We start from the raw sequence: 23,127 nt of genomic DNA, 5'->3' as shown, positions 1-23,127 counted from the left end.
GTTGCCAGAGGTGCGCTTTCTCCTTCTCCCTGCGGGGGAGGGAAGACGCCGCCTTTGCAAACATCGCTGCAGCGAATACGCTCCGCAAATGATCAGGAATCCCACAGTTACGGTCGGTGCATTGCTGGTGAACCACGACCGGAAGGTCTTGATGGGTCTTCGCGCTGCCTGGAAGAGCGCGTGGCCTGGGCATTGGGACACGATCGGCGGCCGCGTTGAAGCCGGAGAGACGCTGGAAGAGGCACTCGTTCGCGAGATTCAGGAAGAAATTGGAGTGACGCCAACAGATTTCGGTTGGATGCGGTGCATTGGAGAGCGCCATCCCGAGCTCTATGGGAAGGCGTTGCACCACGTTTTCAAGGTCATCGGCTGGGAAGGCGGGGATCCAAGCAACATTTGCGAGGAACACACCGAGATCCGGTGGTTTGATGTCGAGGAACTTCAGCGCCTCCCCAATCTGGTGGATTGCGATTATCGCCGGCTCGCAAAGCTCGCCGCGACGTGACCTCCCGAAAGTACCCGTTCTCGCACGTGATCCGCGCACCGATCCTCGGCATTTCCCGTGACGCGAGGGAATCCCTAGGTGCTCAATTTCCCGCGCTTGCCATCCGCCGTCCCTTGATTCGCCTTCTCCAGCCCGCCGATCTCCACTTCGGGCATCTGTCGCTGATCGGCCCAAAAAGGGTTCACCGCCTCCGCCGGATATTTGCGGAGGCTAACCGAAGAGCGGAGAGGTTGCCAGAGTGTACCGTTCTCCCCCTTTTTAGCGATACTGTCTCGGCCGTCAGGCTCGCAATGACGGCGGCCACAAGGCGGCTCATAACCATCGGGTAAGGTGCAGTCGTTCAGCCTCGGGCGAGGCGTAATTGGACGCCATCGCCGTGCAGGGATTCCCGACAGTTTTGTAACTCAACAGTCCGCTGCCGGGCGACTAAGGTCCCGATCGCAAATGGCAATCCAGCCTGAAGAAACGAAATGTTATGACCAACAACAGCTTTGCGGCCGCGATTCTCGTGGATCAGTCGCCCATGGCGGTGTTCGCCGCGGTCAAGCGTCCACGCGAGTGGTGGGGCGCATGAAGCCTTGCGCGGTCGGAAGGAGCTTTCCATGAGATTGATTAGGCTGAAAGCGCCGGGAGGCTTGGAAAATCTCAAGCTGGTCGAGGAAGATTGCCCAGAACCAGGGCCGGGTGAGTTGCTTGTCAGGATACGAGCGTGTTCGTTGAATTTCCACGACAGTATGGTGGCGCTGGGAAAGAAACCGTGCGCCGATGGCCGTATCCCGCTGTCCGATGGCGCCGGAGAGGTGGTTGCGGTCTCAGACGATGTCCAAGAATTCAAGGTCGGAGATGCCGTCGTCAGCACCTATTGGCCCCATTGGCTGGCAGGCGAACCGACGCCAGCCAATAAGAAGGGCGAATTGGGAGATGATGTTGACGGCTATGCCCGCGAGTATGTGTGCATGCCCTGGCATGCCTTCACAAGGGCACCGGCAGACTTCACGCATGTGGAGGCGGCAACGCTTACTTGTGCCGGCGTCACCGCCTGGAAAGCCCTGATGGTGTGCGGCCAGGTGAAGCCTGGTGATACGGTGCTGGTCCTTGGCACGGGAAGTGTATCGCTGTTCGCGCTGCAATTCGCAAAAATTGCAGGCGCTCGGGTTATTGCCACCTCCTCATCGGAGGAGAAGCTGGAAAAGTTAAAGCGATTTGGAGCCGACATTGTCGTCAATTACAAGGCGGTGCCGGATTGGGGCCAGAAGGCAAGGGTATTGACGGACGGACGCGGCGTCGATCATGTGATCGAGGTTGGCGGGCCCGGCACATTGGCGCAGTCGATAACAGCTTGCAGGATGGGCGGCCACATCGCACTGATCGGTGTCTTGACTGGTTTTGCCGGGCAAGTTTCGATCCCGGCCCTGTTTTCCAATCAGATCAGGATCAGCGGAATCTCGATTGGCAGCAGGGCAGACCAGAACGACATGATCCGTGCCATAGAGGCCAACCGTTTGAAGCCTGCGATCGACCGCGGTTTTCCCCTGCAGGAGATCGCCAATGCCTTCAAGCACTACGAGTCCCAAAAGCATTTTGGCAAGGTCTGTCTCGAACTTTGACTCCTGTATCTGGCCTCCATTTGGCGTCGCGCATTTCGACCGGCTTTATGTTCTCCGCAAGCAAAGCAGGCCAGGCACCAATCAGTCGAGAAATGGCTTTGCCTTCATCGTCGCCGGCACCGGCACGCCGAGGCGCGCAAGCACCGTTGGCGCGAGCTGCAGCTGATCGAGCAGCGTCTTGGCTTCCGGACCCTCGCCGGATCCGAAGTAGTAAAGTGCGAAATCCTGCATCTCCTCGTCGTGGCCGCCATGATGGCCGCGATCGGTCTGGCCATGATCGGCGGTGACGATCACCTCGTAGCCGGCCTCCCGCCAGCGCGGCAGGAAGCCGGCGAGCATGGCGTCCATTGCATAGACGGCATGATCCATCTCATGGCAGTCATGGCCGAAGCGGTGGCCCATCGAGTCCAGCGTGCAGCTGTGCAGGATGCCGTAGTCGATGCCGTAGCGCCTGGTCAGCATGGTCAAGGTAGCGAACAGGTCGACGTCGCTCGGCGTCATCTGGTTCCTGGCATTATAGCCGGTCATGGTGTGGAACCGGCCGTGGCCGATCGGCCCGCCCGGCTCGTCGAACTCCATGTCCTCGACCAGGTCGAACGGATAGGCCCGGAAGAATTCGGACCAGTAGGAATGGGTGACCGCACCCGTCTTGCCGCCGGCCCTGCTGACTTCGGAAAAAATATCAGGCTGTTCGACGCGAAACCGGTTCTCGTTCGACAGGATACCGTGCACTTGGGGCGGCACGCCGGTGTGGATCGAGGCGTAGCAGGATGCCGAGGTCGACGGCAGGACGGAGCGCATTTTCCATACGCGGGCTTCGCCTGATTGCACCCAGCCTTCGAGATTGCCCATCAGCCGCCGCCAGTTCCGGTAAGGCACGCCGTCGAGGATGATGACCAAAAGTTTTGTCTTGAGCGCCACGGGAGTGTCTAATTTCCCGCGCTGGCCATGCGCCGTCCCTTGATCGCCTTTTCCAGCCAGCCGATCTCCATTTCGGGCACCGACGACAGCAAAAGATCGGTGTAGGCATCGAAGGGTGGCGTCAGCACGGTGCTCTTGGCGCCGTAGCGCACCACCTCGCCGCGATACATCACCGCGATTGAATCGGCGATCGACTTGACCGTGGCCAGGTCGTGGGTGATGAACAGATAGGCGACGTTTTCCTCTTTCTGCAGCCCGAGCAGCAGCTCCAGTATGCCATGGGCGACCAGCGGGTCGAGCGCCGAGGTCACCTCGTCGCAGATGATCAGCTTCGGCTTGGCGGCGAGCGAGCGGGCGATGCAGACGCGCTGCTTCTGGCCGCCCGAAAGCTCGGCCGGATAGCGGTCGATATAGCCTTTGCCCATTTCAATCTTGTCGAGCAGTTCGGCGACGCGTTTGTCGCGCTCGCGCCCGCGCATCCCAAAATAGAATTCCAGCGGCCGGCCGATGATGGTGCCGACCGTCTGGCGCGGGTTCATCGCCACATCGGCCATCTGGTAGATCATCTGCAATTGGCGCAGATCCTCTTTCGGCCGGTCGGCAAGCCGGTTGGCGAGCGGCCGCCCGTCGAAGGTGACGGTGCCTTGTTCGGGCGGCAAGAGGCCGGTGATGGCGCGCGCCAGCGTCGATTTGCCGGAGCCGGACTCGCCGACCACCGCCAGCGTCTGGCCCGGGAAAATATCGACCGAGACGTTCTTCAACACCTTGATGTGGCTGCGGCCATAGGCGGCGGTGATGTTCTTGACCGACAGGAACGGGCTCGTGCCGGGCTTCTGCTCCTGATGTTCGATCTCATGCACTGAAACCAGCGCGTTGGTGTATTCCTGGCGCGGCTCCTTGATGATCTGGCGCGTGCCGCCCCATTCGACCAGCCGGCCGTGGCGCAGCACCATGATCTCGTCCGATACCTGGGCGACGACGGCAAGATCGTGGGTGATGTAGAGCGCCGCGACATGCGTGTCGCGGATGGCATCCTTGATCGCCGCCAAGACGTCGATCTGCGTCGTCACGTCGAGCGCCGTGGTCGGCTCGTCGAAGACGATCAGGTCGGGCTCCGAGCACAGCGCCATTGCCGTCATCACGCGCTGCAGCTGACCGCCCGACACCTGGTGGGGGAAGCGCTCGCCGATGCTTTCGGGGTTCGGCAGGCTGAGCTTCTTGAACAGCGCCACGGCGCGCTTTTCGGCTTCGGCCCGCGTCGCCGTGCCGTGCAGCAGTGCTGCCTCGACCACCTGGTCCATCAGCCTGTGCGCCGGGTTGAAGGCAGCTGCCGCCGATTGCGCGACATAGCAGACCTCGCGGCCGCGCAATTTGCGGAACCCTTCGTTGCCGCCCTTCAGGATGTCGCGGCCATTGAGGATGACCTCACCGCCGGTGATGCGCACGCCGCCGCGGCCGTAGCCCATCGACGACAGGCCGATGGTCGATTTGCCGGCGCCGGACTCGCCGATCAATCCGAGCACCTTGCCCTTTTCGAGCGTCAGCGAGACATCGTGCACCAGCACGATGTTCTTCGGCGCCTCGCCCGGCGGATATACCGTGGCCTCGATGCGCAGATTGCGGATGTCGAGCAGCACGCCGGACCTCGGTTGCCCGGGCTTCGGTTGCCCGGGCTTCGGTTGCTTGTCAGCCATTACCCGCGTCCTCCCTTCAGGCTTGTCGTGCGGTTGAGCACCCAGTCGGCGACGAGATTGACGGAAATCGCCAGCGCTGCGATCGCCGCCGCCGGAATGAGGGCGGCGCCTATGCCGAAGACGATACCATCCTTGTTTTCCTTGACCATACCGCCCCAATCGGCGTCCGGCGGCTGTACGCCAAGCCCAAGGAAGGACAGCGTCGACAGGAACAGCACGGCATAGATGAAGCGCAGGCCGAGTTCCGAAACCAGCGGCGACAGCGCATTAGGCAGGATTTCGCGGAAGATGATCCAGCCGCTGCCTTCGCCGCGCAATTTGGCCGCCTCGACGTAATCCATGACGTTGATGTCGACGGCGACCGCCCTCGACAGGCGGTAGACGCGGGTCGAATCCAGAACGCCCATGACCAGGATCAGCGTCACCAGATTGGATGGCAGCACCGAAAGCACGACAAGGGCCATGATCAGCGTCGGGATCGACATCAGGAGATCGACGAGACGCGACAGAAGCGTGTCGAACCAGCCGCCGAAAACCGCCGCCGAGAAGCCGAGTATGGCGCCGAGCGAGAACGATAGCGCGGTCGCCAGCACCGCGATGAACAGGGTGATGCGGGCGCCATAGATCATGCGCGACAACAGATCGCGGCCCAGATTGTCGGTGCCCAGCCAATGCGCCGCCGACATCGGTTCCCAAGGGACGTCGCTGACGATCTCGGCATTGCCATGCGGCGCGATCCACGGCGCAAAAATCGCCGCCAGAACGAACAGCGCCGTCAGCACGATGCCGATCAATGCCGGGATGGGGATGCGTTTGATGACGAGCATACCCGACCCCTTCATTTCGGATGTCTAAGGCGCGGATTGGCGACGATTGCCGCTATGTCCGCGATGATGTTCAGGCTGATGTAGACGGCGGCGAAGATCAGCCCGACCGCCTGCACCACAGGCACGTCACGCTTGGTGACGTGGTCGACGAGATATTGGCCCATACCCGGATAGACGAAGATCACCTCGACAACGACGACGCCGACTATGAGATAGGCCAGGTTGAGCATTACGACGTTGATGATCGGCGCAATAGCATTGGGGAAGGCATGCCTGCGGATGACCGCGAAGGCGGAAAGCCCCTTGAGTTCGGCGGTTTCGACATAGGCCGACTGCATGACATTGAGGATCGCGGCGCGCGTCATGCGCATCATATGGGCGAGCACCACCAAGGTCAGCGCCGCCGCCGGCAGTGCTATGGCCTGGATGCGCTCGCCGAACGGCATTCCGTCATAGACGGTGGAAATGGCGGGAAACCATTGATGTTGCACCGCGAAGAAAAAGACGAGCACATAGCCGACGAAGAATTCCGGGAAGGACGTCGAGGCCAGCGCCAGTCCCGAGATCAGCTTGTCGACCCAGCCATTGCGGTAGCGCACCGCGATCAGCCCGAGGATGATCGCCAGCGGCACCGCGACGACCGCCGCCCAGAAGGCGAGGAACAGTGTGTTCCACAGCCTTCCCTTGATAGAGGTTGCGATATCCTGACCGCTCGACATAGCCGTGCCGAGATCACCGGTCAGAATGCCGCCGAGCCAGCGAAAATAACGGATGTAAGCCGGATCGTTGAGCCCGAGCTGTTCGCGCAGATTGGCGAGCGACTCCGGTGTCGCCGACTGCCCGAGAATGGCTTGCGCAACATCGCCGGGCAGGATCTGGGTGCCGGCGAAGATCAGGACCGAAACGGCCAATAGAAGGATGATGCCCAGCGCAATGCGCTGGGCCACCAGTTTCACGATGGGTGAGGACATATCCGCAAGGCCGGGCTCAGGCTTCGAGCCAGCACTTCGCGAGAGCATATCCGTTCATCAACTCCTGATGCGGATCATCCACCCAGCCGGTAACCTTGGCGCCCGTCGCGTCGATGAACTGATTGAACATCGGCAGGATCAGGCCGCCCTCGTCGCGCACCATCACAGCCATGTCGTGGTACATTGCCTTGCGCTTGGCCTCGTCGAGCTCGGCGCGAGCGGCCAGCACCATCTTGTCGAAATCCGGACGCTTGAACCGTGTGTCGTTCCAGTCGGCCGTCGACAGATAGGCAGTCGAGTACATCTGGTCCTGCGTCGACCGGCCGCCCCAGTAGGAGGCGCAGAAGGGCTGCTTGTTCCAGACTTCCGACCAGTAGCCGTCGCCCGGTTCGCGCTTGATCTCCAGCTTGATGCCGGCCTTGGCCGCGCTTTGCTGGAACAGCTGTGCGGCATCGACGGCACCGGGGAAGGCGACGTCCGACGTCCGGAGCAGGACGGCACCGTCATGGCCCGACTTCTTGTAGTGGAACTTGGCCTTGTCGGGATCGTATTTGCGCTGCTCGATCTCGGTGAATAGCGGGTACGATGCATTGATCGGGAAGTCGTTGCCGAGCGAGCCATAGCCACGCAGCACCTTGTTCAGCATCTCCTCGCGGTCGATCGCCAGCTTCAGCGCCATGCGCAAATCGTTGTTGTCGAACGGCGCGGTGTTGCAGTGCATGATGAAGACGTAGTGGCCGGGTCCCGAATGGTTGCGGATGGTGACGCCGGGCACACGCTTGATCAGGTCAACGATCTTCGGCTCGACGCGGTTGATCATGTGGACCTGGCCGCCCTGCAGGGCCGCCGTACGCGCCGTGGCGTCGTTGATGACGATGATCTCGATCTGGTCGGCATGGCCCATCTTGTCGCCCTGCCAGTAGTTGGCGAAGCGCTCGCCGCCATGGCGCACGCCGGGCTCGTTGGTGGTGACCTTGTAAGGACCCGCCGAGATGCCGGCATCGGCCTTGTCCTTGCCGCCGTTCGGCTGGATGATCAGGTGATAGTCGCTAAGCAGATAGGGAAGATCGGCATTCGGCTCCTTCAGCGTCAACACCACTTCCTTGCCGCTGGCCTTGATGCTCTCGATGCCTTTCATATAGCCGAGCGCGCCGGATTTCGACTTCTCGTCCGAATGGCGTTCGAGGGTGGCGGCCACGTCCTCTGCAGTCACTTTCTTGCCGTTGTGGAACTCGACGCCGTCGCGGATCTTCAGCGTCCAGGTCTTGGCGTCGTCCGACGAGCCGATCTCCTCGGCAATGCGGTTCTCGAGCTTGCCTTCGGGAGACAGCTCGACGATCAGTTCGCCCCACATCTTGCCGAAGGCGAACGGCACCTGCGTCATGAACAGCGCCGGATCGAGGCTGTTGGTGGATTCGCCACCGACGAGGCCGGCCTTGAGCGTGCCGCCCTTGACCGGACCCGCCGCGCGGGAAGCGCTGGAAAGCAGCGAATTGGCGAAGGTTGCGGTGACGCCGAGCGCTGCCGCCCGGCCGAGAAAATCGCGACGGCTCAGCTTGCCGGACGCAACGCGCCGGCTCAGATATTCCAGTTCGTTCGACATGTTGAGTTCCTCACTCTGTTGGTCCGACCTTATGGTCGTTTTTTCTCATTTCAATCGGGAGAATAATGACCGTAAGGGAAAGGGGTAAGCAAGACCGAATGCGACATGCCGTGGCGTAAATCGTGCGTCGCAATTGGACCAATCGCTATAAGTGCTCAAAGCAGTACCCGCGGGATATTCTCCTCGAAGTCGCGCTCGAAGACCAGTTTCTCGCCTTCATAGGCTTCAATTCTGGCGCTAACCATGAAGCTTTGCGCGTCGGAGCGCATTTCGGCGAAGGTTTCGGTGCGCACCGACCATTCATTTCGCGACAGCGTCTGGGTCCAATGCGTCTTGCCCAAGGCTGACAGCGGATCGTCAGGATGGATCGCCCACGTCTCTCTCGCGATGCTGCCATTGGCAAGGCTGTGTTCCAGGTCGCGCACCTCACCGAAATCGTCGACGATGGAAAGCGTGATCATTCCGGTCTTTTCGTCGCGATCGACATGACGCTCGGAATTGGCGGCGCGGACCGTTTCGGTTGCCCAGGGCGTGGCGCCTTCGGGGGCGGGGAAGGTGACCTCGTCGCCTGTCGCCGGCGGGCGCAGCGGCAGCATCAATGTCGCGGCCGACAATTCCAGCCGGACCGGCTCCGGCGACGGCCAGATCATCGGCCAATAGCTGTTGGAAATGGCCACACGCAAGCGGTGACCGGCCGGCACGCGATAGGCGCATTGGTCGAGCACCACCCGGGCGTTGACGATTTCGCCGGGCACCAGCGCTTCGGGAAATTCGTGCGAGTTGCGATGCGTCAGGTTGAGCACGCCGTAGGAGATCAGCTCCGACGCTCCGTCCGGATGGACGTCGCACAGCCGAACCGCGATGTTCGCCTGGCGCCGGTCCGCCGAGCCCCTGACCGCAACTTCGGGAGCACCGACGATGTCGATCGCTTCGTTCAGCACCGGCTGGTCGAAACACACCGACAGCGCATCGTCGGGGCGCTGGTCACCCGGCAGTTCCGGTCCAAAGGTGAAGGGGAAATATTCGCCACCGGCAAGGCCGCAGCTTTGCGGCGAAGTGACGATAGCGTGGTTGCCTTCAGCGATAAGCTCAACCTCTTGCGTCTTGATGTTGGGTGACGGCCATTCCGTTTCAGCGACCCAGCGGCCCGGCCGCTCGGGATGCCAGCGCGCCGGACGCACGCTGTCCATCACATAGGCGCGGTAGGCCGGGTCGGCCTCTACGCCGGTGTCGAGGTCCTTCAGCCAGCGGTCCCACCAGCGCAACGCCTCCTGCAGGAAGCCGATGCGCGGTTCGGGCGCGGCGTAATGCGGGTATTTGTGGATCCACGGGCCGACGATGCCCTTGACCGGCGCCTCGATATTGGCGGCGAGATGGGAAATCGTATTGCGATAACCGTCATGCCAGCCGCCGATCGACAGCACCGCGGCATGAATGGCGGAATAGTCCTCGCAGATCGAGCCGCGCTTCCAATAGGCGTCGCGATGCTGGTGCTTCAACCACAGCGGCGCCAGGAAGGGCTGGTTCTCCAGCCGGGTCAGCCACAGCTCGCGCCATCTGTTGTCGCCGGCCAGCAACGGATCCGGCGGCCGCGACGAATAGGACAGCATGGTCGAAGCCCAGCCGAAATTCTCGATCAGCAGGCAGCCGCCCTTGTAGTGGATGTCGTCGGCGTAGCGGTCGACTGTCGAACAGAGACTGATAACCGCCTTCAGCGCCGCCGGCTGCTTGGCTGCTACCTGCAGGCAGTTGAAGCCGCCCCACGAAATGCCCATCATGCCGACATTGCCGTTGCACCAGGGCTGCGCCGCCGCCCAGGCTATGACGTCGCAAGCGTCCTGCAATTCCTGCTCGGAATATTCATCGTCCATCAGCCCTTCGGAATCGCCGTTGCCGCGCATGTCGACGCGGATCGAGGCGTAGCCGTGGCCTGCGAAATAGGGATGCGTCAGCTGATCACGATAGATCGTGCCGTCGCGCTTGCGATAGGGCAGATGTTCGAGGATTGCCGGCACCGGATCGTCGGCGGCATCGGCCGGCATCCACACCCGCGCCGACAGCCGGCAGCCGTCCGGCATGACGATCCCCATATCCGGAAATTCGACGATCTTTCGTGGGAATTCAGTGACGATTTTCATGCCGGCAGACTCCAGGAGCGCCAGATGATGGAGTCCGCAGGATGTCGTCGTGGGCCAGCCAACGAATTCGGCTGGTCAATCCGCGTCAATTCAACGGGATGTCGTTTTCGGCCTTGCTCGCCTGGTAAGCGCTGGACAGTTCGTCGTAGATTGCCGAGATGGCGCTGATCCGCGCCTCCAGCCGCTCGCGCTCAGGCCCCGACAGCGATCGTACCAGTCTGCGGATCGAAAAGCTCTTCCAATAGGCATTCTCGGCATTGTAGCCGCCGGGATCGAGGGTGAAGACCTCTTTCAGGATCTTCAAATCGTGCGGGATAGCGAAACTGTCGCGCGAATCCTCGTGGCTGAACAGATAGTAGAAATTGTCGAAGCCGGTCCAGGTGATCGCCGACAGGCAGAGCGAGCAAGGTTCGTGCGTGGCGAGAAAAATGGCTTCCTTGGTGTCGACGCGCTCGGCCTTCGGCAGTTCGTAGAAACGCTTGAGACAATGCACCTCGCCATGCCAGAGCGGGTTTCCCGTCTCGTTATTGGTTTCGGCAAGCACCACTGAGCAGTCGTCCTTGCGCAGGATCGCCGCGCCGAACAGCTTGTTGCCGTGCGCGACGCCTTCGGCGGTCTTCGGCACGATGTCGTGCTCGATGACGTCGAGCAGGCGGTCGATCAGCGAAATGTCAGCCATCACCGGCTCCCATCGGGGAGATGAATCTCATAGGCGTGCGAGAAGTGGCACTCTTCGAGGTTGGAGCCGTCGCCGCCCCGGTCGACGACCAGGAAGTCCTGGGGCTCGCCGATCGGCGTCAGCACGCCGTGCCACAAATTGCGCGGATAGTTGACGCCTTGCCCGGGCGCGGTGATGAACGCATGCGGCTCGCCCGGGCCTTCCTCGCCGTCATGGCAGACGATGACCAGGAACGGCCGTGGTGACAGCGGAATGAAGGCCTGGCTGCCAAACGGATGGCGCTCGACCATGGTAAGCTTCAACGGCAGCTCATAGGGCGTGCCACGCACCATCGAGATCAGCACGTGCGCATTCGGCCCTCGTGCTTCAGCGGTGGCGAGATCGTGATAGCGCTCGGCCTTGCCGCCATTGATCGGATAATGGTTGTCGCCGCCCATATCGATGACGTCGCCGAATTCGGCGAAATTCTCGCGGGTCAGCGGCCGCGCGACGATGCGGATCACCGCGCGCGACCCTCGATGCCCACACCGCCGAGCTTGGCGTGGCGGTTCACGTCCTTGTAGAGGAGGTAGCGGAATTTGCCTGGCCCGCCGGCATAACAAGCCTGCGGGCAGAAGGCGCGCAGCCACATATAGTCGCCGGCCTCGACTTCGACCCAGTCCTGGTTGAGACGGTAGACCGCCTTGCCCTCCAGCACATAAAGCCCGTGCTCCATGACATGCGTCTCGGCGAAGGGAATGACCGCGCCCGGCTCGAGCGTCACGATGGTGACATGCATGTCGTGGCGGATGTCTTCAGGATCGACGAAGCGCGTTGTTGCCCAGCGGCCTTCGGTACCTGGCATCGGCGTCGGTACGATATCCTGTTCGTTGGCGAAGAACGCTTGCGGCAGCTCGATGCCGTCGACCGCATCGTAAGCCTTTCGGATCCAGTGGAAGCGGACGGCAGCGCCGCTTTCGTTGCGCACCGTCCACCCGCTCGCTGGCGGCAGAAACGCGAACCCGCCCGGCCTGAGCACATGCTTCTTTCCGGCTAGCGACACGCTCAGCTCGCCTTCAACCACGAATATCGCGCCCTCGGCATCATCATCCGGTTCTGGCCGGTCGCTGCCGCCGCCGGGCGCGAGCTCGACGATGTATTGCGAAAACGTCTCGGCAAAACCCGACAGCGGCCGCGACAGCACCCAGACCCGTGTCCCATCCCAGAACGGCAAGGCGCTGGTGACGATGTCCTGCATCACGCCTTTGGGGATTACGGCATAGGCCTGTGTGAACACGGCGCGTCCGGTCAGCAATTCACTCTGGCCGGGATGTCCGCCCTGCGGCGCATAATAGGTTCGCTCGGCCATTTTCATCATATCCATAAATTCAAGCCTGTTGCGGAAGCCAGGGCCCATCGCGGCAGCCAAAGCCTATTGTGGAAGCATGTCCTTGAGACGAAGCAGCGCGATGCGCTCGACCTGTCTGCAGGCGGTTTCGAATTCGACATCGCGGCTGTTGCCGATACGCGTTTCGAACTCGGCCAGGATGTCCTCCTTGGTCTTGCCCTTCACCGCAATGATGAACGGGAAACCGAAACCGGTGACGTAGGCGGCATTGAGCTTTGCGAACAGCTCGCGCTCGTTGTCGGTCAGCGCGTCTAGCCCGGCCGAAGCCTGTTCCCTGGAGGATTCCGCGGTTAGCCGCTTGGCCTGCGCCAGTTTTCCGGCAAGGTCGGGGTGGGCATTGAGCACGGAAAGCCGCTCGGCCTCGCTGGCCGCGCGAAAGACGCGGCAGAGCGCGTTGTGCAGGCCGCCGGCACTGTCATGCGCCGGGCCGAGTTCCAACTCGTAGGCGCGCTCGGCAATCCACGGCGAATGTTCGAAGACGCCGCCGAATGCGTGGACGAAGGCCTCGAATTCCATTTTCGACGGGCGCAATGCCGGCAACCGGAACGGATGCGTCTCCTGCCAATGTTTTGCAATGTCGATGCGCCGTGCCAGCCAGACCTTGTCGTATGATTTGACGTAGTCGATGAAGCGCTTCAGTGCCGCGACCCGGCCCGGCCGCCCAACCAGGCGGCAGTGCAGGCCGATATTCATCATGCGCGGCCGCCCTGCCTTGCCCTCGGCATAGAGCGTGTCGAAACTATCCCTGAGATAGGCAAAGAACTGGTCGCCCGAGTTGAAGCCCTGCGGCGTGGCAAAGCGCATGTCGTTGGCGTCGAGCGTATAGGGGATGATCAGCTGCGGTTTCGCCGTGCCGTCCGGCGCCACGTGCTCGAACCAGTAGGGCAGTTCGTCGTTATATGTGTCCGACACATACTCGAAGCCGCCCTCTTCCGCCGCCAGCCGCACCGTGTTGATCGACGTGCGGCCGGTGTACCAGCCGGTCGGCCGCGCGCCTGTCACTTCGTAGTGCAGCCGGATCGCCGCCTCCATATCGCGGCGCTCGTCTTCTGGCGCGTGGTCGCGATAGTCGATCCATTTCAGCCCGTGCGAAGCGATTTCCCAATCGGCCTCTTGCATCGCCGCGACGTGATCGGGCGAACGCGCCAGGGCCGTGGCGACGCCATAGCAGGTGACCGGCACTTGTGCCTCGCTGAACAGGCGCAGCAATCGCCAGAAGCCGGCGCGGGCGCCGTATTCGTAGATCGATTCCATGTTCCAGTGGCGCTGGCCGGGCCAGGGCGCCGCGCCGACGATCTCCGACAGGAAAGCCTCCGAAGCCTTATCGCCGTGGAGGACGCAGTTCTCGCCGCCTTCCTCGTAATTGACGACGAACTGCACCGCGACATGCGCGCCGCCGGGCCATTTCGGATCCGGCGGGTTGGCTCCGTAGCCGCGCATGTCTCGTTCGTAACGCATTCTCGCTCCTGCCGGAAATTGTGATCAGGATAGTCGAAAGGAGTGCCTGCGCATTCCCCCGAAATTTTTGAAAGTGTTTTTGTCGTGCTCCGCTCGACCGGGACTTATGCATCGCCTTTAATTGGCGCACAATTCATGAATAGTGTTCGACGGTGCAGGGAATGGAGCAGCCAGTGGCGGAAACGTCGAAAGCCGAAGGCGGGCGCCTGACGACCCATGTGCTCGACACCGCAGCCGGCAGGCCGGCGACAGGCCTGTCGATCGAGCTCTATCATATCGACGGCCAGGTGCGGACGCATCTGAAGACTGTCGTCACCAACGATGACGGCCGCTGCGACGCACCTTTGCTTGCCGGCGCGGAATTCCGCACCGGCGAATACGAACTGGTCTTTGCGGCCGGCGATTATCTGCGCCGGCAGGGGACAAAACTGCCGGAACCGGCCTTCCTCGACCATGTGCCCATCCGCTTCGGTATGGCCGAGCCGATGCACTATCATGTGCCGCTGCTTCTGTCGCCGTACGGCTATTCGACCTACCGGGGAAGCTGAGATGGCCGGGATCAAGACACGCAACGAAATCCGGTTCATCCTCAATGGCGAGGACGTCGCGCTCGGCACGGTTGCACCCGACCAGACACTGCTCGACTGGCTGCGGCTCGACCGCTCGCTGCGCGGCACCAAGGAAGGTTGCGCCGAGGGCGACTGCGGCGCCTGCACGGTGCTGGTCGGCAGGCTCTCCGGTGGAACACTGGTCTATGAAAGCGTCAATGCCTGTATCCGCTTCCTTGGCTCGCTAGACGGCACGCATGTCGTGACCATCGAGCATGTGCGCGGCGACGCAGGAAAACTGCACCCCGTGCAGCAGGCGATGATCGATTTCCACGGCTCGCAATGCGGCTTCTGCACGCCGGGTTTCGTCATGTCGCTTTATGCGCTGTGGATGCGGTCGCCGGAGCCGTCGGACGCCGCCATCGAAAAGGCACTGCAAGGCAATCTCTGCCGCTGCACCGGCTACGAGGCGATCATGCGCGCCGCACGTGCCATCTCCAGCTACGGCAAGGCGGCAAAGGATCCGTTGGCGGCCGAGCGCAAGGCAGTCACGGCCAAGCTCGACGCGATGAAGGACGGTTCGCGCATTGAGATCGGCTCCGGCAACAAGCGGCTGATCGTGCCGGCCAATGCCGACGATCTCGCCAGCGTGCTGGTCGAGGAGCCGGGCGCCACTATCGTCGCCGGTTCGACCGATGTCGGCCTTTGGGTGACCAAGCACATGCGCGATATTTCGCCGGCGGTTTTCATCGGCAATCTCGATGGTCTGTGCGGGATGTCCGAGGACAAGGGCGTCATCTCGATCGGCGCCGGTGTCACCTATAGCGAAGCCTTCTCGACGCTGGCAAAATGCATCCCGGCGCTAGGCCCGCTGTTCGACCGCATCGGCGGCGATCAGGTGCGCAACATGGGCACCATCGGCGGCAATATCGCTAACGGTTCGCCGATTGGCGACACGCCGCCGCCGCTGATCGCACTCGGTGCCCGCATGACGCTGCGTCGCGGCCACAAGCGGCGGACGATCCCACTCGAAGATTTTTTCATCGCCTATGGCCGACAGGACCGGCAGCCCGGCGAATTCGTCGAGGCCGTGCATGTTCCGCTGCCGGGCAGCGAGACGAAATTTGCCGTCTACAAGATCACCAAGCGCCGCGACGAAGACATCACCGCAGCGCTAGGCGCGTTTTTCCTGACGCTGGCCGCGGACGGCACGGTGGCGGAGATACGCATCGCCTATGGCGGCATGGCGGCAACGCCGAAGCGCGCCTTTGGCGTAGAAAAGGCATTGCTTGGCAAGCCCTGGACGGAAGCGACGGTCGAGGCGGCGATGGCCGCGTACGCCGGCGATTTCACCCCGCTGACCGACATGCGGGCAAGCGCCGAATACCGGGCGCTGGCGGCGCGCAACCTGCTGCTGCGCTTCTTTGCCGAAACCATGGGCACCCGGGCGCCGATCCAGGTATCACGGCACGAGGCGGCATGATGAACAAGCACGCCACTCCGAACTTGAAGGCGCAAAAAATCGCCGGCGGCGTCGCCACCGATCAGCGCCATGATTCCGCGCACAAGCATGTCAGTGGCACGGCCGTCTATATCGACGACATGCCGGAACCGGCCGGCACGCTGCACGGCTGTCTTGGGCTTTCGGCGGCGACGCATGCCACCGTCACCAGCATGGACCTGTCGGGGGTCCGCGCCGCACCCGGCGTCATCGACGTGCTGACGGCGAGCGACGTGCCCGGCGAAAACGATATTTCGCCGACCGGCCGCCACGACGAGCCGGTGCTTGCCGACGGCAAGGTGCAATTCTTCGGCCAGCCGATCTTCTGCGTCATCGCCGAAACCCGCGAGCAGGCGCGCCGGGCGACGAGGCTGGCCAAGGTCGAATACAAGGAATTGCCGTTCGTCGCCGATATTGGCGAGCTCGATCCCCGGAAAGACAAGCTGGTCACGCCGCCGCTGACCCTGAAGCGCGGTGATGCAGCGGCTGCGATCAAGGCAGCGCCACGCCGGCTGAAAGGGCAGATGCGCATCGGCGGCCAGGAGCATTTCTATCTCGAGGGTCATATCGCCTTGGCCATCCCTGGCGAGGACCACGACGTCACCATCTATTCCTCGACCCAGCACCCGAGCGAAATCCAGCACATGGTCAGCCATGCGCTCGGTGTTCCGAGCCACGCGGTGACGGTGGAAATCCGCCGGATGGGGGGCGCTTTCGGCGGCAAGGAAACGCAAGGCAATCAGTTTGCGGCATTGGCCGCTATCGCCGCGAAGAAACATCATCGGGCCGTGAAAATCCGGCCCGACCGCGACGACGACATGATCGCCACCGGCAAACGCCACGATTTCCTCGTCGACTACGAGGTCGGCTTCGACGATGAGGGCAATATTCTCGGCGTAGATTTCATGTTCGCGGCGCGCTGCGGCTTCTCGGCCGACCTCTCCGGCCCGGTCACCGACCGCGCGCTGTTCCATTGCGACAACACCTATTTCTGGCCGGCGGTGCACGCGCAATCGGCGCCGCTCTACACCAATACGGTATCGAACACCGCCTTTCGCGGCTTCGGCGGCCCGCAAGGCATGGTCGGCGCCGAGCGCGTCATCGACGAAGTCGCGTTTGCCGTCGGCAAGGACCCGCTCCAAATCCGCAAGAAGAATTTCTACGGCACCAGCGACCGCAACATCACGCCCTACCACCAGACGGTCGAGGACAACATCATCCACCGCATCGTCGCCGAGCTGGAGGCGAGTTCCGACTATGCAAGGCGCCGCCGCACCATCGATGCTTTCAATGCCAACAGCCGCTTCATCAAGCGGGGACTGGCGCTGACGCCGGTCAAGTTTGGCATCTCGTTCACCGCCACCCATTACAACCAGGCCGGCGCGCTGGTGCATGTCTATACCGATGGTTCAGTGCACCTGAACCACGGCGGCACCGAGATGGGGCAGGGCCTCTATGTCAAGGTGGCGCAGGTTGTGGCGGAAGAGTTCCAGATCGACCTCGATCAGGTCAAGATCACCGCGACGACGACCGGCAAGGTGCCGAACACCTCGGCCACTGCCGCGTCTTCCGGCTCCGACCTCAACGGCATGGCGGCGCAGAACGCCGCCCGCCAGATCAAGGACCGGCTGACCAATTTCGCCGCCGAGAAATTCCAGGTGCCGCGCGACCAGGTGCTATTCCTGCCAAACCGGGTGCGCATCGGTAATCAGGAGATCGCCTTCGCCGATCTCGTCAGGCAGGCCTATATGGCGCGCATCCAGCTTTCGGCGGCTGGCTTTTACAAGACGCCGAAAATCCATTGGGACCGCGACAAGGGCGAGGGTCGCCCCTTCTATTATTTCGCCTATGGCGCGGCTTGCTCGGAAGTTTCGGTCGACACGCTGACCGGCGAATATGTCGTCGAGCGCACCGATATTCTGCACGAAACCGGGCGTTCGCTGAACCGCGCCATCGACCTCGGCCAGATCGAGGGCGGCTTCATCCAGGGCATGGGCTGGCTGACCACGGAGGAACTGTGGTGGGACGACAAGGGGCGGCTGCGCACCCATGCGCCGTCGACCTACAAGATCCCGCTCGCTTCGGACCGGCCGAAGATTTTCAACATCACGTTGGCCGACTGGGCGGAAGCAGGCGAGCCGACGGTGCACCGCTCCAAGGCGGTCGGCGAGCCGCCCTTTCCGCTCGCAATGTCGGTGCTGCATGCGCTGTCGGATGCGGTGGCGAGCGTTGCTGGCCACAAGATCTGCCCGCGCCTTGACCCGCCTGCCACGCCGGAACGGGTGCTGATGGCGATCGAACGGCTGAAGCGAGAAGCCAGGACCGGCACTTGAATCCCGGAAAACGTGCAATTCAGGCCGAAAAACTCTATATTTCCCAACAGGGAACGCGAATGATGAACGCGAAAATGCAGAGCCTGAAAGCCTTTCTTGCCGGTGCCTGCCGGGTCGCCTTGGTTGAGGTGGCCGGGACAAAAGGCTCGACGCCGCGCGAGAGGGGTGCCTTCATGCTCGTCTCAGGATCGGCCACTTTCGGCACGATCGGCGGCGGCCAGCTCGAATATATGGCGATCGACAAAGCGCGGCAGATGCTTGGTCGATCGGCCTCAGGTTCTGGCGAATCTGTCGAGGCTGGCGCCGCCCCTCATCCGCCTGCCGGCCCCTTCTCCCCGTATAGTTACGGGGAGAAGGGGGCTGGCCGCAACGCTGTCGCGACGCTCGACGTCGCGCTCGGCCCGGAGATCGGGCAGTGCTGCGGCGGCAGGGTCGAGGTGCTGATCCGGCTGGTTGACGCCGCGCTTGAGGCCAAGTTGGTCGCGGCGGCGGAAGCCGAGGAGGCGCAGCTGCCGCATGTCTACATCTTCGGCGGCGGCCATGTCGGCCATGCGTTGGCCTCGGCGGTGGCTTTGCTGCCGGTGCATGTCGTCATTGCCGAGACGCGAGCCGAAGCGCTGGAGGGCATGCCAGACACGGTCGAAACCTGTTTGACGCCGATGCCTGAGGCGATGGTGCGCGAAGCCCCGGCTGGATCCGCCTTCGTCGTCCTTACCCATGACCACGCGCTGGATTTCCTGATCGTCGCCGAGGCGCTGAAACGCCGGGATGCCGCCTATGTCGGCATGATAGGCTCCAGAACCAAGAAGGCGACGTTTCGGAACTGGTTCCTTAAGTCGGCGGACGGAAGCGAGGCGGAATTTGACCGCCTCGTCTCGCCGATCGGCGGCGATGCCGTCAAGGACAAGCGCCCGCAAGTGATCGCCGCACTCGCCGCAGCCGAGATCATGACGGCGTTGGCCGCCCACGCGATAGAACCGGCAGCTCCGTCCAAAGCACGTCGTGGCAAGGCGATGGCGGGCTGACGTTTCCTTCTATTCCTGTTCCTGCGTGTGTGCCTCGAGGAACCACAGCAATTTGTCGAGCGAGCGTGAATAGGCGGTGAAGATGTCGGCGGTGTCGGCGTCGCCCGCTCCCGCCGCTTCGTCGATCGCCGCGCGGGCCCGCTTGGCGGTCGCGGCATAGCGGTCGATCAGCGCCGCCAGATGATCTCGGGTCTTGTGGATGTCGGTCGGATAGGCCTCGAGCATAGTCGCCTTCGACACCTCCTGCGATGTGCCGAGCGCCGTGCCGCCGAGCTGTACGGCGCGCTCGGCAATGGTGTCGACATGTCCGTCGATCTCCTCGCGGAACGTGTCGAGCATCTCATGGATGGCGATGAATTGCGGCCCCTTGACGTTCCAGTGCGCCTGCTTGGTGATCAAGGCCAGATCTATGGCGTCGGCGAGGCGGGCGTTGAGAAGATCGATACACTCTTTCTTGGCATTGGATTGCAGGTCGTTGCGGGTGGCGATGGCATCCATGATCGGCTCCTGTGGCGGTTGCGTCCGCGTGGTTTGAAGAGGGCGAAGTTTGTGGAAGGTCAATCGAACATGCGCGCAGACGCCCTCATCGCCGCGGCACAGCATCCCAAAACGGCGATCTCCGACTTTCGTTCCGCTCGTCGTTTACGCCGGCCTTTTCAAGCCCAGATGGTCGCGCAGCGTGCTGCCGTCATAATCCGTACGGAACAGACCGCACCGCTGCAGCTCCGGCACGACAAGCGTGGCAAAGGCATCGAGTTCGCCGGGAAAATAGGATGGCATCACGTTGAAACCGTCTGCCGCGCCGCCCTCGAAGCGTGCTGCGAGCTGGTCGGCGATCTGGGCCGGAGTTCCGACGACGCGCCAATGGCCGCGCGCGCCGGCGAAATGACGGGCAAGCTGGCGAATGGACAGGTTGTCGCGGCGCGATTGCTCGATGACGAGCGCCTGCCGGCTCTGCATGCCTTCGCTGGCCGGCAGCTGCGGCAGCGGTCCGTCGATGGGATAGCGCGAGAGATCGGATATGCTGAGATAGCTGGAAAGCAGCGCAACGCCGACATCGTCCGGTATCAGCTCCTGCAGTTCATCATGTTTTGCCCGGGCTTCCGCTTCGCTTGCCGCGACGACCGGCGCCACCCCAGGCATGATCTTGAGGTCGTCCGGCTTGCGCCCATAGGCAGCCAGCCGTCCCTTGAGGTCGTCGTAGAAGGCCTTCGCTTCCTCGAATGTCTGCGCCGCCGTAAAGACCACGTCGGCGGTCCGGGCGGCGAGGTCACGACCCTCGTCCGACGCTCCCGCTTGCACCATGACCGGTGCACCTTGTGGCGAGCGCGGCAGATCGAGCGGGTCACGCACCGAAAAACTTCTGCCTTCGTGTCCACCCTGGCCTCGCCAAAGGCCGGCAACCACGGCAGCGAATTCGCGCGCCCGCCCGTAACGGTCCGCATGCGGGCGCAGACCGGTCGAGCCGAAATTGGCGGCCTCGATCTGGCTGGCCGAAGTGACAAGGTTCCAGCCGGCACGCCCGCCGCTCAGATGGTCGAGCGACAGGAAGGTCCGCGCCAGCCCGTAAGGCTCGTTGTAACTCGTCGATGCCGTGGAGACGAGGCCGATGCGCTCCGTCTGCACCGCGAGCGCCGCAAGTAGGCTGATCGGCTCGAAGCCAATCGAGCGCGACGTTTGGCTGGCGATGTCGACATTGGCCTCGCGCACACCGGCGGCGTCCTCGCAGAAGATCATGTCGAACTTCGCCGCTTCCGCCGTCCGCGCCAGCTGGATGTAATGATCGATGTCGATGCCAGCCGTGACATGCGCCTGCGGATGGCGCCAGGCGGCGATGTGGTGGCCTGTCGCCCATAGGAAGGCGCCGAGCTTCATCTGGCCTCGACCGGCGCTCATTGCCGATCCTCCCCTGCAAGCCCGAGATGGGCCCGCAGTGTCGCCGCGCTGTAGCCGGACCGGACAAGGCCGCGGCGGCGAAGCTCCGGCAGCACGAGACCGATGAAATCGTCGAGCGCCGACGTGAGCGGCACGGCGATGTTGAAACCGTCGCAGGCTTTCGAGCGAAAGCACTCTTCGAGCCTATCCGCAAACATATCCGGCATGGCGGCCATCTCGCCATCCGTGACAACATTCATCAGCACCTTCAGCCCCTCCGGCCTGCGCCCGAAGGCAAGCGCACGGCGCTTCAGATCGTCAGCCCAGTCGATCGATCGCTGGTCTAGCAGGACAACATCGGCGGTGCGGGCGGCGATATCCATGTCGGGCTCGGACAGGCCGGACATGACCAGCACCGGCGTGTCCTGCGGCGACCGCGCCACGTTGAGCGGCCCGCGCACAGAAAAATATTCGCCCCTGTGGTCGAGAAGGTGCATCTTCTCGGGATCGAAGAAGCGGCCGCCACTTTTGTCGAACAGAAGCGCGTCTGCGTCCCAGCCTTTCCACAAGCCTTGCACGATGCCGACGAATTCCTCGGCGCGCAGGCGGAATGCGTCGCCGGAAAACCCTTCCGGTCGGCTGAAATTGGCCGCCTCGCGCGGGTCGGGCATCATGCTGGCGTTCCAGCCGGCGCGGCCATGGCTGATAATGTCGAGCGAAGCGAAACGGCGCGCGAGATTATAGGGCTGGTGGGCGACCATTGACGCCGCGGCGATGAGACCGATCCTGCTTGTCACCGTCGCCAGCGCTGCCAGCAAGGTCGTTGCTTCGAAGCGCATTTGCCGGTTCGGTCCGCCTGCAACCGGCGCGGAATCGGCGAGCAACACCATATCCAGGCCGGCCGCTTCGGCTTTTTGCACGGACCGCGTCAGCAGACTGAAATCCGGAACGACGTCGGACGGAGAGGAGGGAGCAGTTTCCGGAGCTAGTGAAACGGCTAGATGCATTGTGGCGCCGCTGGCCATCGGTCTTCCCTGGTGAGTGAGATTCCATAAGAAATATCTTCGCCGGCTGGACGGAAAGCAACCGGCCAGCCGGCGATCATTTGCCGGCCAGAATATCCCTGATCAGCCGCTGGCAGCGCTCGGCCATGAAGTCGAGCAGCAGCCGCACCTTCGGATCCTGCAGCTTCTTATGCGGGTAGACGGCGGCGAATTGCACCGGCGTCGGCGGCGTTTTGCTCAGGATCACCTTCAGCCGCTGGTCGCGGATAAACGGCTCGACCTCGAAGCGCGGCTTGTTGATGATGCCGCGGCCGGACAGCGCCCAGCCGGTCAGCACGTCGCCGTCATCGGTATCGTAGGGGCCGTGCACTTCGAACTTTTGCGGCCCGTTCCGCGTCTGCAGGGTCCAGACATATTCGCGCGCGCCGGAATAGCGCAGCATCAGGCAATCGTGCTTCTTGCCGATCAACTCGCTCGGCTCGCTCGGCTCGCCGCGCGCCTCCAGATATTGCGGAGCCGCCACCAGCACTCGCTCGCAGTCCATGATGCCGCGCATCCTGAGGCTGGAATCCTCGATGATGCCCAGCCGGAACGCAACGTCGATGCCTTCCTTCATGATATCGACATTGTGGTCGGAAAGCCGGAGCCGCACCTCGATATCTGGGTATCTGTCGTGGAAATCCGGGATGCCGGATGCCACCAGTCTCCGCCCGAGGCCGAGCGGCGCTGTCACCTTTATGGTGCCGCGCGGCTGGCCGGATAACGCGCTGACCGCAGCTTCGGCCTCGGTGACCGCCTCGAGCACCTGCTTGGCGCCGGAATAGAACACCGTGCCGTGCTCGGTCGGCATCAACTGCCGCGTCGTGCGGTTGAACAGCCTGACACCGAGATGCTTCTCGAGCTCCTTGATCCGGTTGGAAGCGACCGCCGGCGAAATGCGCATGTCGCGCCCAGCCGCCGACAAATTGCCGAGTTCGACGACGCGAACAAAAACGGCGATGTTATCGAGATAGGCCATGCGGCTTTCGGGGCTCTCATGTGGCTGCGTATG

General features: G+C 62.8%; 20 protein-coding genes. 6 read left to right on the top strand and 14 right to left on the bottom strand.

Features of this window, described 5'->3' with window-relative positions; translation table 11 throughout:
* Window positions 1-88: 88 nt before the first annotated feature.
* Window positions 89-505 (top strand): NUDIX hydrolase, encoded by a 417-nt coding sequence (locus tag NKH05_RS26615; RefSeq protein WP_031193706.1) that lies wholly within the window; start codon window positions 89-91, stop codon window positions 503-505.
* A 602-nt stretch (window positions 506-1,107) separates the two neighbouring features.
* Complete coding sequence (locus NKH05_RS26610; protein WP_352547952.1) at window positions 1,108-2,112, top strand: zinc-dependent alcohol dehydrogenase family protein; 1,005 nt, start codon at window positions 1,108-1,110, stop codon at window positions 2,110-2,112.
* Window positions 2,113-2,193: 81 nt separating this feature from the next.
* On the opposite strand, the gene NKH05_RS26605 is transcribed toward NKH05_RS26610, so the two are convergent.
* From NKH05_RS26605 to puuE, 10 genes are all read right to left on the bottom strand, one after another.
* Window positions 2,194-3,033 carry an alkaline phosphatase family protein gene (locus tag NKH05_RS26605; protein ID WP_023718089.1) on the bottom strand — a complete coding sequence of 280 codons (840 nt, stop codon included), beginning with the start codon at window positions 3,031-3,033 and terminating at the stop codon, window positions 2,194-2,196.
* 8 nt (window positions 3,034-3,041) lie between these two features.
* Window positions 3,042-4,727, bottom strand: coding sequence for an ABC transporter ATP-binding protein (locus NKH05_RS26600; RefSeq protein ID WP_023718088.1), 1,686 nt, complete (start codon window positions 4,725-4,727; stop codon window positions 3,042-3,044).
* Complete coding sequence (locus NKH05_RS26595; protein ID WP_023718087.1) at window positions 4,727-5,554, bottom strand: ABC transporter permease; 828 nt, start codon at window positions 5,552-5,554, stop codon at window positions 4,727-4,729. The genes NKH05_RS26600 and NKH05_RS26595 overlap by 1 nt, the downstream gene beginning before the upstream one ends.
* Window positions 5,555-5,565: 11 nt before the next feature.
* On the bottom strand, window positions 5,566-6,525 hold the full coding sequence (locus NKH05_RS26590; RefSeq protein WP_023718086.1) for an ABC transporter permease: 960 nt from the start codon (window positions 6,523-6,525) through the stop codon (window positions 5,566-5,568).
* Between the two features lie 16 nt (window positions 6,526-6,541).
* Window positions 6,542-8,128, bottom strand: a complete 1,587-nt coding sequence (locus tag NKH05_RS26585) for an ABC transporter substrate-binding protein (protein WP_352484366.1) — start codon at window positions 8,126-8,128, stop codon at window positions 6,542-6,544.
* A 155-nt stretch (window positions 8,129-8,283) separates the two neighbouring features.
* Window positions 8,284-10,266 carry a CocE/NonD family hydrolase gene (locus NKH05_RS26580; RefSeq protein WP_352484367.1) on the bottom strand — a complete coding sequence of 661 codons (1,983 nt, stop codon included), beginning with the start codon at window positions 10,264-10,266 and terminating at the stop codon, window positions 8,284-8,286.
* Window positions 10,267-10,351: 85 nt separating this feature from the next.
* Window positions 10,352-10,945, bottom strand: a complete 594-nt coding sequence (locus tag NKH05_RS26575; RefSeq protein ID WP_353026415.1) for a nucleoside deaminase — start codon at window positions 10,943-10,945, stop codon at window positions 10,352-10,354.
* Window positions 10,945-11,448, bottom strand: a complete 504-nt coding sequence (locus NKH05_RS26570; protein ID WP_023718082.1) for an ureidoglycolate lyase — start codon at window positions 11,446-11,448, stop codon at window positions 10,945-10,947. Before NKH05_RS26570 ends, NKH05_RS26575 begins: the two co-directional genes overlap by 1 nt.
* On the bottom strand, window positions 11,445-12,293 hold the full coding sequence (locus tag NKH05_RS26565) for a bifunctional allantoicase/(S)-ureidoglycine aminohydrolase (RefSeq protein ID WP_023718081.1): 849 nt from the start codon (window positions 12,291-12,293) through the stop codon (window positions 11,445-11,447). The genes NKH05_RS26570 and NKH05_RS26565 overlap by 4 nt, the downstream gene beginning before the upstream one ends.
* Window positions 12,294-12,356: 63 nt before the next feature.
* Complete coding sequence (gene puuE, locus NKH05_RS26560) at window positions 12,357-13,790, bottom strand: allantoinase PuuE (RefSeq protein ID WP_353026412.1); 1,434 nt, start codon at window positions 13,788-13,790, stop codon at window positions 12,357-12,359.
* Window positions 13,791-13,963: 173 nt separating this feature from the next.
* On the opposite strand from puuE, the gene uraH reads away from it, so the two are divergent.
* The 4 genes from uraH (at window position 13,964) to xdhC (ending at window position 19,197) form a co-directional block, all read left to right on the top strand.
* Complete coding sequence (gene uraH / locus NKH05_RS26555; RefSeq protein ID WP_353026410.1) at window positions 13,964-14,338, top strand: hydroxyisourate hydrolase; 375 nt, start codon at window positions 13,964-13,966, stop codon at window positions 14,336-14,338.
* 1 nt (window position 14,339) lies between these two features.
* Complete coding sequence (gene xdhA / locus NKH05_RS26550) at window positions 14,340-15,821, top strand: xanthine dehydrogenase small subunit (protein ID WP_023718079.1); 1,482 nt, start codon at window positions 14,340-14,342, stop codon at window positions 15,819-15,821.
* A complete protein-coding gene (xdhB, locus tag NKH05_RS26545) occupies window positions 15,821-18,172 on the top strand; it encodes a xanthine dehydrogenase molybdopterin binding subunit (RefSeq protein ID WP_023718078.1) in 2,352 nt (783 codons plus the stop codon). Before xdhA ends, xdhB begins: the two co-directional genes overlap by 1 nt.
* A 62-nt stretch (window positions 18,173-18,234) precedes the next feature.
* Window positions 18,235-19,197, top strand: coding sequence for a xanthine dehydrogenase accessory protein XdhC (xdhC, locus tag NKH05_RS26540; protein ID WP_023718077.1), 963 nt, complete (start codon window positions 18,235-18,237; stop codon window positions 19,195-19,197).
* 9 nt (window positions 19,198-19,206) lie between these two features.
* Here the strand turns inward: xdhC and dps are convergent, their stop codons facing one another.
* From dps to NKH05_RS26520, 4 genes are all read right to left on the bottom strand, one after another.
* Window positions 19,207-19,695, bottom strand: coding sequence for a DNA starvation/stationary phase protection protein Dps (dps, locus tag NKH05_RS26535; RefSeq protein ID WP_023718076.1), 489 nt, complete (start codon window positions 19,693-19,695; stop codon window positions 19,207-19,209).
* Between the two features lie 144 nt (window positions 19,696-19,839).
* Window positions 19,840-21,093 (bottom strand): LLM class flavin-dependent oxidoreductase, encoded by a 1,254-nt coding sequence (locus NKH05_RS26530; protein ID WP_352895479.1) that lies wholly within the window; start codon window positions 21,091-21,093, stop codon window positions 19,840-19,842.
* A complete protein-coding gene (locus NKH05_RS26525; protein WP_031193704.1) occupies window positions 21,090-22,097 on the bottom strand; it encodes an LLM class flavin-dependent oxidoreductase in 1,008 nt (335 codons plus the stop codon). The genes NKH05_RS26530 and NKH05_RS26525 overlap by 4 nt, the downstream gene beginning before the upstream one ends.
* Window positions 22,098-22,173: 76 nt before the next feature.
* Window positions 22,174-23,094 (bottom strand): LysR family transcriptional regulator, encoded by a 921-nt coding sequence (locus NKH05_RS26520; RefSeq protein WP_023718073.1) that lies wholly within the window; start codon window positions 23,092-23,094, stop codon window positions 22,174-22,176.
* Window positions 23,095-23,127 lie beyond the last annotated feature (33 nt).

Source organism: Mesorhizobium sp. M1399, from assembly GCF_040317735.1.
Lineage (GTDB): Bacteria > Pseudomonadota > Alphaproteobacteria > Rhizobiales > Rhizobiaceae > Mesorhizobium.
This window is presented reverse-complemented; position numbering and strand designations above follow the sequence as displayed.

Excerpts from the sequence above, each read along its gene's own strand:
- NKH05_RS26615 (WP_031193706.1), top strand. The coding sequence starts at position 89 with ATGATCAGGAATCCCACAGTTACGGTCGGTGCATTGCTGGTGAACCAC.
- NKH05_RS26610 (WP_352547952.1), top strand. The coding sequence starts at position 1,108 with ATGAGATTGATTAGGCTGAAAGCGCCGGGAGGCTTGGAAAATCTCAAG.
- NKH05_RS26600 (WP_023718088.1), bottom strand. The coding sequence starts at position 4,727 with ATGGCTGACAAGCAACCGAAGCCCGGGCAACCGAAGCCCGGGCAACCG.
- NKH05_RS26595 (WP_023718087.1), bottom strand. The coding sequence starts at position 5,554 with ATGCTCGTCATCAAACGCATCCCCATCCCGGCATTGATCGGCATCGTG.
- NKH05_RS26590 (WP_023718086.1), bottom strand. The coding sequence starts at position 6,525 with ATGTCCTCACCCATCGTGAAACTGGTGGCCCAGCGCATTGCGCTGGGC.
- NKH05_RS26585 (WP_352484366.1), bottom strand. The coding sequence starts at position 8,128 with ATGTCGAACGAACTGGAATATCTGAGCCGGCGCGTTGCGTCCGGCAAG.
- NKH05_RS26580 (WP_352484367.1), bottom strand. The coding sequence starts at position 10,266 with ATGAAAATCGTCACTGAATTCCCACGAAAGATCGTCGAATTTCCGGAT.
- NKH05_RS26575 (WP_353026415.1), bottom strand. The coding sequence starts at position 10,945 with ATGGCTGACATTTCGCTGATCGACCGCCTGCTCGACGTCATCGAGCAC.
- NKH05_RS26565 (WP_023718081.1), bottom strand. The coding sequence starts at position 12,293 with ATGGCCGAGCGAACCTATTATGCGCCGCAGGGCGGACATCCCGGCCAG.
- puuE (WP_353026412.1), bottom strand. The coding sequence starts at position 13,790 with ATGCGTTACGAACGAGACATGCGCGGCTACGGAGCCAACCCGCCGGAT.
- xdhA (WP_023718079.1), top strand. The coding sequence starts at position 14,340 with ATGGCCGGGATCAAGACACGCAACGAAATCCGGTTCATCCTCAATGGC.
- xdhB (WP_023718078.1), top strand. The coding sequence starts at position 15,821 with ATGAACAAGCACGCCACTCCGAACTTGAAGGCGCAAAAAATCGCCGGC.
- xdhC (WP_023718077.1), top strand. The coding sequence starts at position 18,235 with ATGAACGCGAAAATGCAGAGCCTGAAAGCCTTTCTTGCCGGTGCCTGC.
- dps (WP_023718076.1), bottom strand. The coding sequence starts at position 19,695 with ATGGATGCCATCGCCACCCGCAACGACCTGCAATCCAATGCCAAGAAA.
- NKH05_RS26530 (WP_352895479.1), bottom strand. The coding sequence starts at position 21,093 with ATGAGCGCCGGTCGAGGCCAGATGAAGCTCGGCGCCTTCCTATGGGCG.
- NKH05_RS26525 (WP_031193704.1), bottom strand. The coding sequence starts at position 22,097 with ATGGCCAGCGGCGCCACAATGCATCTAGCCGTTTCACTAGCTCCGGAA.
- NKH05_RS26520 (WP_023718073.1), bottom strand. The coding sequence starts at position 23,094 with ATGGCCTATCTCGATAACATCGCCGTTTTTGTTCGCGTCGTCGAACTC.